This window comes from Prevotella sp. oral taxon 475, assembly GCF_018127805.1.
Lineage (GTDB): Bacteria > Bacteroidota > Bacteroidia > Bacteroidales > Bacteroidaceae > Prevotella.
In genome coordinates this window covers 898,535-914,460 of sequence record NZ_CP072334.1, presented here as the reverse complement: position 1 = coordinate 914,460, position 15,926 = coordinate 898,535, and the positions used below count along the sequence as shown (strand labels likewise).

General features: G+C 54.5%; 11 protein-coding genes. 5 read left to right on the top strand and 6 right to left on the bottom strand.

What is annotated here, in order from left to right:
• Positions 1-9: 9 nt before the first annotated feature.
• Together J5A66_RS03515 and J5A66_RS03510 are read left to right on the top strand one after the other, a co-directional pair.
• On the top strand, positions 10-1,410 hold the full coding sequence (locus J5A66_RS03515; protein ID WP_211791070.1) for a RagB/SusD family nutrient uptake outer membrane protein: 1,401 nt from the start codon (positions 10-12) through the stop codon (positions 1,408-1,410).
• 20 nt (positions 1,411-1,430) lie between these two features.
• Positions 1,431-2,645 carry a TlpA disulfide reductase family protein gene (locus tag J5A66_RS03510; RefSeq protein WP_211791069.1) on the top strand — a complete coding sequence of 405 codons (1,215 nt, stop codon included), beginning with the start codon at positions 1,431-1,433 and terminating at the stop codon, positions 2,643-2,645.
• A 487-nt stretch (positions 2,646-3,132) separates the two neighbouring features.
• Here the strand turns inward: J5A66_RS03510 and J5A66_RS03505 are convergent, their stop codons facing one another.
• Together J5A66_RS03505 and J5A66_RS03500 are read right to left on the bottom strand one after the other, a co-directional pair.
• On the bottom strand, positions 3,133-3,324 hold the full coding sequence (locus J5A66_RS03505; protein WP_211791068.1) for a hypothetical protein: 192 nt from the start codon (positions 3,322-3,324) through the stop codon (positions 3,133-3,135).
• Positions 3,325-3,338: 14 nt separating this feature from the next.
• Positions 3,339-4,514 (bottom strand): phosphoribosylaminoimidazolecarboxamide formyltransferase, encoded by a 1,176-nt coding sequence (locus J5A66_RS03500; protein WP_211791067.1) that lies wholly within the window; start codon positions 4,512-4,514, stop codon positions 3,339-3,341.
• A 145-nt stretch (positions 4,515-4,659) separates the two neighbouring features.
• Here J5A66_RS03500 and J5A66_RS03495 point away from each other — a divergent pair, with 145 nt between their 5' ends.
• Both J5A66_RS03495 and cysK read left to right on the top strand, forming a co-directional pair.
• Positions 4,660-6,084 carry a CCA tRNA nucleotidyltransferase gene (locus tag J5A66_RS03495; protein ID WP_211791066.1) on the top strand — a complete coding sequence of 475 codons (1,425 nt, stop codon included), beginning with the start codon at positions 4,660-4,662 and terminating at the stop codon, positions 6,082-6,084.
• Between the two features lie 224 nt (positions 6,085-6,308).
• Positions 6,309-7,256: a cysteine synthase A gene (gene cysK, locus J5A66_RS03490; protein ID WP_211791065.1), complete on the top strand. Its 948-nt coding sequence runs from the start codon at positions 6,309-6,311 to the stop codon at positions 7,254-7,256.
• 269 nt (positions 7,257-7,525) lie between these two features.
• Here the strand turns inward: cysK and rpsO are convergent, their stop codons facing one another.
• From rpsO to J5A66_RS10150, 3 genes are all read right to left on the bottom strand, one after another.
• On the bottom strand, positions 7,526-7,795 hold the full coding sequence (rpsO, locus tag J5A66_RS03485; RefSeq protein ID WP_211791064.1) for a 30S ribosomal protein S15: 270 nt from the start codon (positions 7,793-7,795) through the stop codon (positions 7,526-7,528).
• 784 nt (positions 7,796-8,579) lie between these two features.
• Positions 8,580-8,780, bottom strand: a complete 201-nt coding sequence (locus tag J5A66_RS03480) for a hypothetical protein (protein WP_211791063.1) — start codon at positions 8,778-8,780, stop codon at positions 8,580-8,582.
• A gap of 19 nt (positions 8,781-8,799) precedes the next feature.
• Complete coding sequence (locus J5A66_RS10150) at positions 8,800-10,191, bottom strand: hypothetical protein (RefSeq protein WP_249110019.1); 1,392 nt, start codon at positions 10,189-10,191, stop codon at positions 8,800-8,802.
• 560 nt (positions 10,192-10,751) lie between these two features.
• Between J5A66_RS10150 and feoB the strand changes: the two genes are divergently transcribed.
• Entirely contained in the window at positions 10,752-13,187 is a 2,436-nt protein-coding gene (feoB, locus tag J5A66_RS03470; RefSeq protein WP_211791062.1) for a ferrous iron transport protein B, read from the top strand.
• 224 nt (positions 13,188-13,411) lie between these two features.
• On the opposite strand, the gene J5A66_RS03465 is transcribed toward feoB, so the two are convergent.
• The gene (locus tag J5A66_RS03465; protein ID WP_249110044.1) at positions 13,412-15,883 is read right to left on the bottom strand and encodes a zinc-dependent metalloprotease; all 2,472 of its coding nucleotides are present in this window, start codon (positions 15,881-15,883) and stop codon (positions 13,412-13,414) included.
• Between the last annotated feature and the right edge of the window lie 43 nt (positions 15,884-15,926).

The window sequence follows — 15,926 nt, the reverse complement described above, 5'->3', positions numbered from 1 at the left end:
TCAAAAACAATGAAGACAAAGACGATCATACTGGCATGCTGGGTCGCAGGAACCTTGCTTGCTTCCTGCGACAGCTATCTCGGCATCAAGCCGAAAGGTGCTACCATCCCGCAGACGGCGGCCGATTTTGAAACGCTTCTTAACCACGAAAGTGTGCAAAAGGTGTCGGACGTTTACCCAACCTATCTCACCGACGACGTTTTCCTGCCCGACGTGGCCGAAGGAACGGCAACTCCCGGACTGAATAGCGTAGACCTGGCCATCAAAAACCTTTATACGTATCAGAAAGAGGTATTCGGCGATGCTGCCGATGATGGACTTTGGTATGCCTCTTATTCCCGAATCTACTACTACAACACAGTAGTGGACAACGTAATGGGAGCGGAAGAGGCCACCGAACAAGAGAAACGCTCCATCAGGGCCGAGGCTTTGGTGAGTCGGGCCTTAGAGTATCTCTATCTCGTGAACGGTTATGCCCGTCATTACGACGAGAACACGGCGGCGACAGATCCCGGCGTGCCACTCATTCTGGACGAAAATATCTCGCGAAAGAATTTGGTGCGGGCGAGTGTCAAGGAGGTTTACGCACAAATCTTGGCCGACTTGCAGACCGCTCTGCCCGATCTCCCGGCTCGTCCCAAGAGCAATGCCTTCCGCGCTTCAAAGGCCGCAGGCGTAGGAATCTTGGCCAAGACCTATCTCTACATGGGAGACTACACCCAGGCATTGGCCGCTGCAAACGAGGTTTTGGCCACCAACGGAACGTTGATGGACCTGAAGAAATATGCTGTAGTGAAGCCGCAAAACTCTATCGGCAGAACCAACGTGCCGCAAGACATCGACAACCCGGAGAATATCTACATCAAGTTCGCTCCCTATGTGTATGGCATGAGCTCGAAGGTGTTCGGATCCGACGAACTCATCGCCCTCTATCCGGCCAAAGATATGCGACTGCAAATCTATTTCACGCAAAACTTCCGCAACATCCCTACCACCCATTACGTGTGGGCTCCCTATCTGCGGGCCAACTTAGCTGTGTCTACCCCCGAGTTGTATCTCATCGCTGCCGAATGCGAAGCTCGCGTAGGGTCGGCCACAAGGGCAATGCAGCTCATCAATCAGCTGCGCAACAACCGCATTAAGGATCATACTCCACTCACAGCGGCCAACAACGACGATGCCCTGAGGCAGGTGCTCGAGGAGCGTCGGCGAGAGTTGGCCATGTCGGGGATGACGCGTTACATCGACCTCAAGCGGTTGAACCGCGACGCACGCTTTGCCAAGACCGTGACACATGCCACAGCCGAGGGAACTTTCACTCTGCCAGCCAACGACGCGAAGTATGTCTTGCCCATTCCGCCCAAGGTGTTACGCTTCAACAGCGGAACGATGCAACCCAATGAACGCTGACCTAATCCCACACGAAACAGATGTCAAAGAGAATCTTCTTCCTCCTCTCCTGGCTTGCCCTCTGCCTGTTTTCCCGGGCCGAAGGCATTGCCCTTACAGGCACGATGACGACTGGCGACTGCCACCGGCTTTATCTTTTCACAGTCTACGACGAACAGAACAGCTATCTCCTACCCCTCGACTCTATTGAATTGACGCAGGGCACCATTCGCTATCGCAACGACACGCTACGCTCGCAACTCGTCTTCCTCTCGCCCGTGTTCAACCCCAACGATATGGAATCTACTCTCCAGCACGGGCGTTACGTCTTCCTCTCCGCCGGAGAGAACCGCATCCACCTCGCCATCAGCAACGACGGAAGTCTCCATCTCACGATGCCGGGTAGCGTTTGGCAACGCGAGTACGAACGATTTGTACAGGAGAAAGAGGTGGCGGGACAGCGGCACACGCTCGATTCGCTCGACCAACTGTTTTATTCGGCCCGCGACCGTGGCGACCAACTGGCCATGCAGCGCATCAAAACCTCCTCGGCTCCCATCTATGCACAGGCCTACAAACAGCTCAGAACTTGGCTCGACGACCGCATCTCGGCGCACGGCAGCACGCTCTTCGGACTTTATCTCTACTATACCTACCGACTGCAACACGCCCGCCTCACCTCGGCCGAACAGATAGACGAGGCTCGTCGACAGCTTTCTATCTACGATTCTGCGGCCCGTCAAAGCCTTTACTTCCTGCGAGCAATGCAGAAGGTGGAGGCGGCTGAACGAACCCTGGTAGGCCGACCGGCACCCGACATCACGGGAATCGACCCCGAGGGTCGACCGCTGTCGCTGAAAGACTTCCGCGGGCGGTACGTGTTGGTAGACTTTTGGAGTTCGAGTTGCACCTGGTGTCGCAAAGAGACACCGAATCTTCTGCGCGCCTATACCGACTTCAAAACCCGTGGGCTCGCCGTCTTGGGGGTTTCTACCGACTTCCGCCGTGCCGATTGGCTCAAGGCTATTGCCGACGACGGTGCTCTCTGGGCTCACCTGCTCCTCTCCAAGGAGGCGCGCAAAGAGGTGCTCTCGGCCTATTCCATCATCTCTATCCCCGAGATTCTGCTCGTCAGTCCCGAGGGTCGCATCGTGGCCAAGGGCCTGCGCGGCAAAGCCATCTATGAGGCGGTGGAGAGGGTTTTAGGGAGAGAAGGAATAAAGGAGGGAAGGAATAAAGGAGGAGTTAAGGAGTAAAGGAGTAAAAGGGAGTTAAGACAAATGTTTCTGTATAGAATACGACGAAAACGGCGTCTCTGAAATGATCAGAGACGCCGTTTTTATTTCTGTGACGATTCCCCGCGGCGGGGAATCGTCCCTGGGTGCCAGCGGCCATTTCCCGCCGCGGGGAATCCTTCCCTGGGTGCCAGCGGCCATTTCCCGCCGCGGGGAATCCTTTCCTGGGTGCCAGCGGCCGTTTCCCGCCGCGGGGAATCCTTCCCTGGGTGCCAGCGGCCGTTTCCCGCCGCGGGGAATCCTTCCCTGGGTGTCAGCGGCCGTTTCCCGCCGCGGGGAATCCTTCCCTGGGTGCCAGCGGCCGTTTCCCGCCGCGGGGAATCCTTCCCTGGGTGCCAGCGGCCGTTTCCCGCCACGAGGAATCCTTCAGCGAGTCCCGGCGGTGGTTCCGAAAAAGAGAGAAGCACCGCCGGGTCTGCCAGCGGTACTTCTCGAGAAATGGGGCGAGTTATCGCCGTTTGCGGTTGGCGCGTTGCTCGCGGTATTTGGCCTTTTGTTTGGCAGAACCGCTGCCATGCGCTCCGGTGATATATTGTTTTTTCTTGGCCTTGGTCTTCACCTTCTTTTCAGACCGCGGCGTGACGGAAGAACCTTTTCGGAAGGTCATTCCGCCGCCCGAGATGATGTCGTCGATGTCCATCTAAGAAGAGGGGATTAATGGTGAAACAGTCTCACGCCGGTAAAGGCCATGGCGATGTCGTATTTGTCGCAGGTAGCGATGACGTGGTCGTCGCGCACCGATCCGCCGGCCTGTGCGATGAACTGCACGCCGCTGCGATGGGCTCGCTCGATGTTGTCGCCAAAAGGGAAGAAGGCATCACTACCCAGAGAGACACCCCTCTGACGTGCGATCCACTCGCGCCGCTCCTCGGCGGTGAGAGGCTCGGGACGGTGACGGAAGAACTGCTGCCAAGCACCCTCGGCAAGAACGTCGTCGTGGTCGTCGCCGATGAAGAGGTCGATACAATTGTCGCGATCGGCTCGGCGGATGCCCTCGACGAAAGGCAGATTCATCACCCGCGGATGCTGCCGCAACCACCAGGTGTCGGCCTTCTGCCCGGCCAGTCGGGTGCAGTGGATCCGGCTTTGCTGTCCGGCTCCGATGCCGATGGCCTGTCCGTCCTTGGCATAGCAAACCGAATTACTCTGGGTATACTTCAGGGTAATGAGAGCCAGGACGAGGTCGCGCCGAGCTTCTGGAGTAAAACTCTGATTACGCGTGGGGATGTGAGCAAAGAGCTCGGGCGAGTCGAGTCGCAGATGGTTCCGGGCCTGCTCGAAGGTAATGCCGAATACCTGTTTGCGCTCAATCGGATCGGGCGTGTAGGCAGGGTCGATACAGATGATGCTGTAAGTACCACGGCGTTTAGCCTTGAGCAGGGCGAGAGCCTCGGGGGTGAAGCCGGGCGCAATGACGCCGTCAGACACTTCAGGCCCGATGATCCGGGCGGTGCTCTCGTCGCAGACGTCACTCAGGGCGATGAAATCGCCGTAGCTGCTCATGCGGTCAGCTCCTCGGGCACGAGCATAGGCACAGGCCAAAGGTGAGAGAGGCGTGTCGGGCGTGAAATAGATATGCCGCAGCGTGTCGTCGAGCGGCAGTCCAAGGGCTGCGCCGGCCGGCGAGACATGTTTAAAACTGGCCGCTGCCGGCAGACCGCAAGCCGCTTTCAGTTCACTCACCAACTGCCAACCATTCAGCGCATCGAGAAAATTGATATAGCCCGGTCTTCCGTTAAGCACTTCGAGAGGCAGTTCGCCACGCTCGATCCATATCCGCGAGGGTTGCTGGTTCGGATTGCATCCGTACTTCAATTCGAGTTCTTTCATCTTGATTCTTGTTTGTATTGCGGTGCAAAGATACGAAAAAAAGAGAGGAAGTAGGAAGGAGAGAAAGAGTAAGGAGAAAAAGGGAGAGCGGAGCGTTTCAACTTTTATGCTTACCTTTGCAAGCCTAAAAACAGATATACGCAATATGAAGATGCTATCCGATGCCCAACTGGCAGAATTGCTCGATCAAGATATTTTTCACCGTATTTCCGAAGCTGCCGATGCGCTCGGACTCGAATGCTACGTCGTAGGCGGCTACGTGCGCGACCTCTTTCTCGAACGTCCTTCGAATGACATCGACGTCGTGGTCGTCGGGAGCGGTATTCGCGTAGCCGATGCCCTGCGGCAACGACTGGGAAGGAAAGCGCACATCTCGGTGTTTCGCCATTTCGGGACAGCCCAGGTCAAATACCGCGACTATGAGGTGGAGTTCGTCGGAGCGCGGAAAGAAAGCTACAGCCACGACTCGCGCAAACCCGTCGTAGAGGATGGCACCCTCGAGGACGACCAAAACCGACGCGACTTCACCATCAATGCCATGGCCATCTGCCTCAATGCCGAACGTTTCGGACAACTCACCGACCCTTTCGACGGAATCGCCGACCTCGAAGACGGCCTCATCCGCACACCTCTCGACCCCGATATCACCTTCTCCGACGACCCTCTCCGCATGCTTCGCTGCATCCGCTTCGCCACCCAACTGCGCTTCTTCATTGACGACGAAACCTTCGACGCGCTCACCCGCAATGCCGAACGCATCCGCATCATTAGCGGCGAACGCATTGCCGACGAACTCAACAAAATCATGATGACGTCACAACCCAGTCGTGGATTCGTCGATCTCCAACGCTGCGGTCTGCTCCCACTCATCTTTCCCGAACTCTCACAGCTCGACAACGTGGAAACACGCAACGGACGAGCCCATAAAAACAACTTCTATCACACCCTCGAAGTGCTCGACAATATTTGCTGCCACACCGACAACCTTTGGCTGCGCTGGGCGGCTCTGCTGCACGACATCGGAAAAGCCCGAACCAAACGATGGGACAACGCCGCGGGATGGACCTTCCACAACCACAACTTCATCGGTGCACGAATGGTGCCCGAACTGTTCCGACGCCTCAAACTGCCTTTAGATGCCAAGATGAAGTATGTTCAGAAGCTCGTCGACCTACACATGCGCCCCATCGCCATTGCCGACGAGGAGGTGACCGACAGTGCCGTTCGCCGACTCATGAACGATGCCGGCGAAGACACCGACGACCTCATGACCCTCTGCGAAGCCGATATCACCAGTAAAAACGCCGTCCGCAAACGCAGATTCCTCGACAACTTCCGCATCGTTCGCGAAAAACTGGCCGACCTCAAAGAGCGCGACTACAAACGTCTGCTCCAACCCGTCATCGATGGCAACGAAATTATGGAACTCTTCCACCTCGGTCCGTGTCGCGAGGTGGGCCTGCTCAAACAGGCCCTCAAAGATGCCGTCTTAGACAATCGCGTGCCCAACGAGCGCAAACCACTCATGCAGTTGCTCATGCAGAAAGCTCGAGAAATGGCTCTGATCTAATCCTCTCCCTACCCCACTCGTTGCCCTCTCCGCCTCGAACACCGTTTTCTGGGCCTCAGCGAGTATCATCCTCAACAGCCGCGGCCCTGTCCTTGGGCTGCGGCTGCTGCGTTCTACCATCTTTGTGGTAGACAAAATGCCCTGTTTATGCGATTGCCTCACCCCATTTTTCACCCTACCTTTGCACCATCCAAACGAATCATTCACATTTAACACAAAAGTATATGGCACGCATTGCAAAACAGCTGACCGAACTCATCGGAAGCACCCCCCTGTTGGAACTCAACAAATTCTCAGCCTCGAAAGACCTTTCTACTCCCATCATCGCCAAAATCGAGAGCTTCAACCCCGGTGGTAGTGTGAAAGATCGCATCGCCTTCGCCATGATTGAAGAGGCCGAACAGCAAGGTCTCCTCCAGCCCGGAGCCACCATCATCGAGCCCACCAGCGGCAACACCGGCGTGGGTTTGGCATTGGTGGCCGCCGTCAAAGGCTACCATCTCATCCTCACCATGCCCGAAACCATGAGCATCGAACGTCGAAACCTCGTCAAAGCTTATGGAGCCGAGGTGAAACTCACCCCCGGAAAAGACGGTATGAAGGGAGCCATCGAGACGGCTCAGCAGCTCCGAGCCGCCATTCCGGGATCCATCATTTTGCAGCAATTCGAAAATTTGGCTAATCCCAACCGCCATTATCTCACCACCGGACGTGAGATTTGGGACGACACCGACGGCAATGTCGACATCTTCGTGGCCGGCGTAGGCACAGGCGGAACCGTCTCGGGCGTGGGAAAATATCTAAAAGAACGTAACCCCAACGTGCGCATCGTTGCCGTCGAGCCATCGGCCTCGCCCGTGTTGAGTGGCGGGCAAAGCGGTCCGCATAAGATTCAGGGCATCGGTGCTGGCTTTGTTCCCAAGACGTATAACGGCGATGTGGTAGACGAGGTATTCCTGGTAGACAACGACGATGCCATTCGCACAGGTCGGCAGTTGGCTCAAATCGAAGGCCTACTGGTCGGTATCTCGTCAGGTGCAGCCGCATTTGCCGCTTCCGAATTGGCCAAACGTCCCGAAAACGCCGGCAAACGTATCGTTACACTACTGCCCGATACCGGCGAACGTTACCTCTCCACCGTGCTTTTCGCCTTCGAAGAATATCCGCTCTAAGGTTCCCTCGCACCGAGAATGCCGGTGTTTCCTCTCCCCAAAACACAGGAGGCAGACATCCTCTCATCGGATGTTCTGCCTCCTGTGTTCGTTTTTTCTCCTTTACCCCACATGTTTTCACCGATCGAACGGAAAAGAACTCATACTCTCATCTACATTCGGTGTCTCTGAAATGGGACAAGGGATCAAAACAAAAGCTCTCCGCAAAGTGAGCTGAACACTTGTGGAGAGCCAATTGTTGGGTGTGCAAAAATGTTTGCACCTTCGTCTTAACGACGAAGACCAAGAGCTTTGATAATGGCACGATAGCGTTCGATATCGCGATCGTAGAGATAGTCGAGCAAACGGCGACGTTTACCTACCAACATGGTCAATGCTCTTTCTGTGCTATAATCTTTACGGTTCTTCTTAAGATGTTCCGTCAAATGGGAAATACGGTAGGAGAACAATGCTATCTGGCTCTCTGCCGAGCCGGTATCAGAGTTAGACTTTCCGTACTGTCCAAAGATCTCTTGTTTTTTTGCTTGATCTAAATACATAGAACTTGGTTGTGAATTAATTGATAATATGCAAAATGCGGTTGCAAAGTTAATCGTTTTCTTTCACAATCGGCCTTTGCGCATGGACAATTCCTTTCTTCGTCTCCTTTTTTTAACATTTAGTAAGTCTTTCGACAGAGCCTTTCCTTTTTTTCGCTCCATGCCCAAACAGAGGTTCGAACCTCGTTCCGAACATTCTTTCTCTTAACACCCGCATCTCTAACTTTGCAACATAGCAGTTGGCCCGTTGACAACTTATTCAGAATATGACCTCCTGATGCATGACAGATACAATTTCGATATATAGGTAGATGACCTCTCCCGCCAACAACCGCATGGTGGTTGGTCTGTTGGTAGAGCTTTTCTATGAAAACAGACCAACCCCCTTGGGGTTGTTATGGGTGGGTGGCACTTAAACAGGGTAGGCTCGTTTCACTCGCCAACCCTGTCTACGACGTGAAAAGAGAAAACAAGGCCGTAGGTCTTGGTCTGTTTAAACCCCTTAAGTGAGGCGGGTTGGAGAGATTATTTTGATCTCCTGAGTCAGAGGGCTTTTCTACGAAAACAGACCAACCCCGTTGGGGTTGTTTGCGCACAACATTCCCAATAGGTGGCAGATAGGATTTCAATGCGCGGGAGGTGACCTCCTGATGCACGGGAGGTGATCTCCCGATACGCAAGAGGTGACTTCCCGCACATCGGGAAGTCACCTCCGCTATTTTTAATGGTGATGGCACGCAGCGATTCTGCAGATGATTCCGGCAGAAGAACATTCCGTCAGAACCTAATAGCTCACCTCTCCCCAGGGCTTTTCTTCCGAGGAGTCGAATGTTTCTTCATCTTCCTCTTCAAAGAATCCATCCTTGGCTTGTCCACCACCACCAGGGCCACCACCCTGACCAATGGGAATGGATAGGCAGATGAAGCCTTCGGAGACGGTGTTCAGTACGCTTGTGGTGGGGCGGATGTATGTTTGTTTTTTCATTGTTGGTTCCTCCTAAAGATTAAAATTTATAGAATTTCTTGCCGTTCACGACGTACATCTGGCCGCGCTCGAGGGCATCATAGTTGGTGCCCATGCGCTTACCGTCGATAGAATAGAACGTGTGACGGCCGCTTTTTACATCTTGCTCCGTCTCGTTCTCAAGCTGGTGGATGTCGGTGGTGGTATGGTCATCGTCTAATACCATGAGGAAACTCTTGGCCGGCGTGGCGTTGGTGGGACTGGAGATAAAACAGCGGAAGGGCGCGATATAGTCGTTGGTCACACCGCTCTGCACCGCCCACCACTTGTTGCCATTGAGATAGTAGGCCTTCTTGGCATAAGCGTCGGCGTTGTCGAGTTGCTCGGTGGTGCCGTAAAAGGCCCAATGGCCGTCGGCAGAGGTTTGAGCCGTGGTGAGGATGTCGGGTGTTACAGGCACTTGTACGTTCTGCATCACAGGCAGGGTGTGATTCTGTCCGTCGGTGATGCGTACAAGATAAGGTTTATTGGCTGCGAGTCGGGTACCGAGGGGTACGGCGACAAAGCAGAAAGCCTTGTCGCCACTTGCGTCTATTCCCTTGAATTGGAACTCATAGGCCTGCATACCTGTGGGCAGGTCGGTAGGATAAGGCAGGTAGAGTGTGCTCACCGCTTTGCCGGCCACATTGCTGAAGGTGCGGTCATACGTTGCCTTCTTGGCTGTAAAGGCGTGAGGAACATACACGTTATGGGTGAGACTCTTCATGTTACCCCCTATATCGAAATTCTGATCGAATACTTTAAAGATCTCACACTCACCATCGATGATGAAATTGGTACACGCGGGTTCATTCGAAAGCCAACCGGTTGTTGGTCCGTAGTTCTTACTCGTTCCGTTGGGTAGATAGATCAAAACGCCGGGATTGATGCGGTAGAAAGTTCCGGCATGATAGTCTCGGCTTATTTTACCATTATCCAATACCCAGGTAGGAGGCGTTTTGATATTCGTCATATCGATGTATTGAAGCGGACTTCCCATAGTATAGTCTGTCTTCCAAATGCGTCCTTGTAGATCCAAAGTTTGTGTAGTCTCTTCGAAGATATATCCTTTTGCACCGCTTCCATCAAAAGTTCCGCCAGAAATAGTTGTTACGGGATGCCCGTCCAGCTCTGCGGGAATTTTGATCACACCGGTATAAGTGCCTAAATGGTCTGTCCATGTTGCATCAGACCAACTGCTATATTCTGACGGACCGATGCCGCCAGTAAAGGCACGGGGATTAACAATGGCAGCGTTATTGCCGGTTAACTTATAGGTCCAGGTGATTCCATTAACAGTGGCTGTATGATATTGGGTTTGCGCCAATGTTGTGGTAGACAATCCAATGGCCAAACACAACAAGATAAAAGTAAAAGCTCTCTTTTTCATCATTCTTTTAGGTTTAATTGGGTTTGTCGGACATCCCCGGCAGACATCCTTGTTATTCTGATCGATTATATATAAGCAGAAGGTTAACCGGGAAAAACCTTCCTTTGATTCTATTTGCTACATGATTTTATTCAACAATTTTCCAAATGTGCACGAAAAGAGAAGCAAAGGGAACTCCGAAGAGCCCTTTGCTAATAGGGGTTGCGCTCGCTTCGCGCGCGCGTAAGAGAAAGCTAAAAAGTGTTACACTACAATAGGTGCGAACATTGTGTGTGTGTGTGTGTGTGTGTGTGTGTGTGTGTGTGTAAGGTAGCGAATTCTTGCGACACTACCAAACAATGGGCGTTAAAAGATGCAGAAAAGTTCGCCCTTTTCTGCTCCGCTGTGATACCTGTATGGAGATGCACGCTACACATTATATAATATATACCCTCCAGTTCTGTTACCTGAAAGATGTGTGCAAAGGTAGGCAAACGGGCCGAAATACGCAAGAAAGCAAAGGTGAATATTCGGCGAACGAGGAAAATATAATATCTTTGTTCCCAAGTTAAATAGACGAAGACATGAGATTATCGGAACTCAAAACAGGAGAACGCGCCGTAGTGGTAAAGGTGCTGGGGCACGGCGGATTTAGAAAGCGCATCGTGGAAATGGGCTTTATCAAGGGCAAGACGGTAGAGGTGATGCTCAACGCTCCGTTACACGACCCGGTGAAATACCGCATCCTGGGCTACGAGATTTCGCTGCGTCACGACGAGGCCCGAATGATTGAAGTGGTATCAAGAGAGGAGGCCGAAGCTATCGACATGTCATCTATCGCGACAGAGAAAGTGACAGAGAAAGCTGTCGAAGGTGCGACCGGAAAGGAAACGGAAAAGGAGCCTTCCACAGACCGTCGTCTGCGCGAAGTGGCGATGCAACGCAGCCGAACCATCAACGTGGCTTTGGTGGGGAATCCCAACTGCGGCAAGACCTCGCTCTTCAACTTCGCCTCGGGGGCGCACGAACGGGTGGGCAACTACTCCGGCGTCACCGTAGACGCTAAGGAAGGGCGGGCACGGTTCGAGGGATATGAGTTCCGGCTGGTAGACCTGCCCGGCACCTACTCGCTCTCGGCCTACAGTCCTGAAGAGCTCTACGTGCGGCGACAAATCGTAGAGAAAACGCCTGACGTCATCGTCAACGTGCTCGATGCGAGCAATCTCGAACGCAATCTCTACCTCACTACCCAACTCATCGACATGAACCTGCCCATGGTATGTGCCTTGAACATGTTCGACGAATTTGAAGAGCGCGGCGACCGCCTCAACCTTCCCACCCTGAGTCGTCTCTTGGGTGTACCGATGGTGCCCACCGTCTTCAAAACCGGGCGCGGCGTGGAGCTGCTTTTTCATACCATCATCCAGCTCTACGAGGGAGCCGAGGGCATTTCACGCCACATCCACATCAACCATGGACAGTATGTCGAACGGGCCATCGAGAGCATCAAATCGCAGTTGGAAATCGTTTCGCAGTCGTGCCATCAATATTCCACCCGCTACCTGGCCATCAAACTGCTCGAGGGGGATGCCGAGGCCCTGACTTACGTCTCCTCGCTGCCCCACTTCCCGCAGGTGGATGCCGCCCGCACAACCGCCGTCCGCACGCTCGAGGCCGACGTGAAAGTAGACAGTGAGACGGCCCTCATGGATGCCAAATACGGTTTTATTCATGGGGCTCTGCAGGAAGCCGACTACGAGGAGGGTTCCACCCGCGATACCTATCGGCTCACCCACGCCCTCGATGCGATCATCACCCATCGCTACTGGGGTTTCCCCATCTTCTTCTTCCTGCTCTACGTCATGTTCCAAATCACTTTTACTTTGGGGCAATATCCGATGGACTGGATCGAAGCCGGCGTTTCCCAGCTCGGTTCTTGGTTCGGGCAGACGCTCCCCCCGGGCCCGGTCAAGGCGATGCTCATCGATGGTGTCGTAGCCGGCGTAGGAGCTGTCATCGTTTTCCTGCCGCAGATTCTGTTGCTCTATTTTTTCATCTCTTTCATGGAAGACAGCGGCTATATGGCTCGTGCCGCTTTCATCATGGATAAACTGATGCACAAGATGGGTCTGCACGGCAAGTCGTTCATCCCATTGATCATGGGATTCGGCTGCAACGTGCCTGCCGTCATGGCCACGCGAACGATTGAGAGCAGGCGCAGCCGACTGGTCACGATGCTCATTCTGCCGATGATGAGCTGTTCGGCCCGGCTGCCCATTTACATCATGATAACGGGAACGTTCTTCGCTCTTGAATATCGTTCGGCCATCATGATTTCGCTTTACGTGGTAGGCATCCTCATGGCGGTGGTGATGAGCAGGCTTTTCAGTAGATTTCTCGTCACGGGGGCCGACGTGCCTTTCGTCATGGAATTGCCGCCCTATCGTTTTCCCACTCGCAAGGCCATCCTGCGGCACACTTGGGAGAAGGGCCGACAATATCTCCAAAAGATGGGTGGCATCATTCTCGTGGCCAGTATCATTGTCTGGGCTTTGGGTTATTTCCCGCAGGGCGAGGATCTCACGCCGCAGCAACAGCAGGAACAAAGTTACATCGGCCGACTGGGAAAGACCATCGAGCCGCTCTTCCGCGCGCAGGGTTTCGACTGGAAGCTCGACGTGAGTCTGCTGGCCGGCGTGGGTGCCAAGGAGATCGTGGCCTCGACCATGGGTGTGCTCTATGCCGACGACGATAGTTTTGCCGACGACTCAAACTTCAGCACCGACCACGCCAAGTACACCCGACTGCGGCGACAGATGCTCTCCGATGGCGTATCGCCTCTCTCGGCCTATGCCTACCTGCTTTTCGTTCTCCTCTATTTCCCCTGTGTGGCCACGGTGGCCGCCATCCGCAACGAGAGTGGTTCGTGGCGTTGGGCGCTCTTCGCGGCTTTCTACACCACGGCGTTGGCCTGGTTGGTCAGTGCGGGGGTTTATCAGGTGGGGAGGATATTTTTTTAGGAGGAAAGGGGGTGAAGGAGTGAAAGGGAGTTAAGACAAATGCTTCTATATCAAATACGACGAAAACGGCGTCTCTGAGATGTTCAGAGACGCCGTTTTTGTCTTTATGGTCGTTCTGCACGCTGCAGAATTCATCAGGGAGTCTCCGCGGCCGTTCTGCACGCTGCAGAAGCATCAGGGAGTCTCCGTGGAGATTTCCCGCGGCGGGATTTCACTGCGACCTACTATTTGAGGTAGCTCTTCAGGCGTTTGGCCAGCAACAGGTAATGGGCTTTGAGCTCGGAATCGATGGTGCGCGGAATGCGCTCGGCCAAGAGGGCAGATAACTTTTGGGCGTAGAAAAACTGAAACTCGGAGGTACGCCCCACGGTAGTGCCCCACAGCGGTTCGGGTTCGCCATATCCGCTGCCGAAGTTCAGAAAGCCGCAGGCCTCGCCGTGATGGCATCCGCTCCGGAGGGCAGAACACAAATTATGAACATTGGGTGCTTGCTTCATGTCGGCCACACCGCCTTGCAGATAGTCGACGTAGAGACGTTGCAAGGAGAGGTCGGCGGGAGTGAGATGCTCGTCGGCCGAGAGCGTCTTGGCAAAAACATCGCAGTAGACATCCTCCATATACGCTAAAGGCGAATAGGAAGTGGAGTCGAGATAGAACGAGAGCGAGAGCTTCGAGGCGGCCATCATGGCCAGGGCCTGCACGTCGCGCGCCATCACTTTGAAAGGCCGGTTGGAGCCGTAGGGCAGTTTGCGTTCGATGGTGTCGTTGCCCAGGGTGGCAAAGGTGCGGGCCATGCGCAAGAGCCATTGGGCCGAGGCGCGCTGACGGGCTTTGGGTACCACCCGGTAGCGAGGCAGACCGGAAGATTCACTGGTGGGGTGGAGGTAGATGCCGGGCACGTTGGCATAGACATTGTGCACGTAGCGGATGGCCTGAGAGAGGATTTCATTATAAAGTTCTTCTTTGCGACGAGTGTCGTCTTCGTTGGCGATCCAATGGTCGAGATGCGAGAGGATGTAGCGCAGGTTGGCCATCCCGTAGTCGGAGGCGCGAACGGGGTCGTCGCCCAAATCCTCTTCAATGGCCGAGGGGTCGTATCGGGTAGACGTTTGCTGCAAACCATAGCGATAGAAAGGGTCGCCCTCGTGCTGGGCCACAAGGCGGCGCAGGTGCTGAGCATCGTCTTCGTAGCCCGTTGAATGGGGAAAAAGACGGTAGGCCCACTCTACGGCGTAGAAATCGTATACGCCCAGACGCGGAGGAGTGAGGCGCAGACCGCGGTCGGTAGGCTGGGCCACGTAGTTGAAACGGGCGTAATCCATAATAGAGGCCGTCGTGCCGTATTGCTGAGTGAAGCGGGCCGACCGCAGCGAGTCTACCGGCAGAGCAGCCGAGGCGGCCATATTGTGCATGAACCCAAGCGTGTGACCGATCTCGTGAGCAATGATATACTCGAGGGTTTCGGAGATGATGCTGTCGGGCATAGTGGCGGCGCGGGCAGTAGGGTCTACCTGCGCCGTCTGCACGAATCGCCAGTTGTTGATGGTGTTGACGACGTCGTTGTAGACCAGCACCGTGGCATTGATGATTTCGCCCGTCCGCGGGTCGGTCCACGAGGGTCCCATGGCATTCTCTACGTCGGTGGGAAGATAGCGGATGCAAGAATAACGGAAGTTGTCGGGGTCGAAGTTAGGGTCGCCCTCGGGAAAGTCCACCGCCTGCAACACATTCTTGAAGCCAATCCGCTCAAAAGCCTTGTTCCACCACAAGATGCCGGCCTTGATGGCACGCTTCCACAATGGGGGAAAGGTGTTCTCGACGTAATACACAATGGGCTTGACCGGCTCGGAAAGCCGACCAGCGAAATAGGCGGCCGTGTCTTTCGGCTCTATCCGCCACCGCTTCACGAAGGTGCATTTCTCGATGGCTCCCTCTGTCTCCACCTCTTTGTTGATGAGAAACATGCCGATGCGCGTGTCGCTCAGTCGGGGCGTCATCTGCTGTTCGGGCAGAAGAGCGAGGGTAAAGTTGACACCGATGGTGACCGGATAATTGCTCACCGGCGTACCGTTCTTGCCCGAAAGACTGATGAGATAGTGCCGGTCCATCTTCACGCAGGCATTCTCCTCAAAGGTCTTAAGGGCAGTGATGCGCGAGAGGTCTTCTTTGAAGGTAGAATTGACGCTGTAGGAGCCCACCGTCTTGGCGATGATGGGGAAGAAACGGTCTTCTTTAAGAAAGAACGAGGAGGCGTCGAACAGCACTGCCTTGTCTGCGCTGCGGGCCTTAATGGGGAAGGAGAAGAAGTCGAGATGGTCGTAGTTGCGCCGCGCAGCTAAGGCTGCGTTGGACTTCGAGGGGTCGAAGTAGAGGTCGGTATTCACCACCTGCATCACCACGGAGCTGTCTTTCTCGACGAAACGAACGTGCACCAGATTAGAATTCTTAAAACCAAGATCACCCAACTTGGGATTGGAAACCGACGAGATGGTGGCCCCCACCAGCATGTCGCGACCCAGCGATGTACGCGGAAGTTCGACCAGCAACTTGCCATCAGTCTTGTGCAGTGAGATGAAACCTCCGCGGCTCGACTCGCAGGGATGATCGGTAAGGGTACGCTCGTAGGCTGTTTTCTTCACCTCGGTGGCAGGCGTTTTCTTCTTACGTTTGAACAACGATGCAGGCTGTGCCGCCATTGCGAAGCACAGCAAAAGGGCCGTGAGCAAAAAAACTCGACGG

Bases quoted from the DNA above. Each gene is read 5' to 3' on its own strand.
- J5A66_RS03500 (WP_211791067.1), bottom strand. From the start codon at position 4,514: ATGAAAGAACTCGAATTGAAGTACGGATGCAATCCGAACCAGCAACCC.
- J5A66_RS03515 (WP_211791070.1), top strand. From the start codon at position 10: ATGAAGACAAAGACGATCATACTGGCATGCTGGGTCGCAGGAACCTTG.
- J5A66_RS10150 (WP_249110019.1), bottom strand. From the start codon at position 10,191: ATGATGAAAAAGAGAGCTTTTACTTTTATCTTGTTGTGTTTGGCCATT.
- J5A66_RS03480 (WP_211791063.1), bottom strand. From the start codon at position 8,780: ATGAAAAAACAAACATACATCCGCCCCACCACAAGCGTACTGAACACC.
- J5A66_RS03465 (WP_249110044.1), bottom strand. From the start codon at position 15,883: ATGGCGGCACAGCCTGCATCGTTGTTCAAACGTAAGAAGAAAACGCCT.
- cysK (WP_211791065.1), top strand. From the start codon at position 6,309: ATGGCACGCATTGCAAAACAGCTGACCGAACTCATCGGAAGCACCCCC.
- J5A66_RS03505 (WP_211791068.1), bottom strand. From the start codon at position 3,324: ATGGACATCGACGACATCATCTCGGGCGGCGGAATGACCTTCCGAAAA.
- feoB (WP_211791062.1), top strand. From the start codon at position 10,752: ATGAGATTATCGGAACTCAAAACAGGAGAACGCGCCGTAGTGGTAAAG.
- J5A66_RS03495 (WP_211791066.1), top strand. From the start codon at position 4,660: ATGAAGATGCTATCCGATGCCCAACTGGCAGAATTGCTCGATCAAGAT.
- J5A66_RS03510 (WP_211791069.1), top strand. From the start codon at position 1,431: ATGTCAAAGAGAATCTTCTTCCTCCTCTCCTGGCTTGCCCTCTGCCTG.
- rpsO (WP_211791064.1), bottom strand. From the start codon at position 7,795: ATGTATTTAGATCAAGCAAAAAAACAAGAGATCTTTGGACAGTACGGA.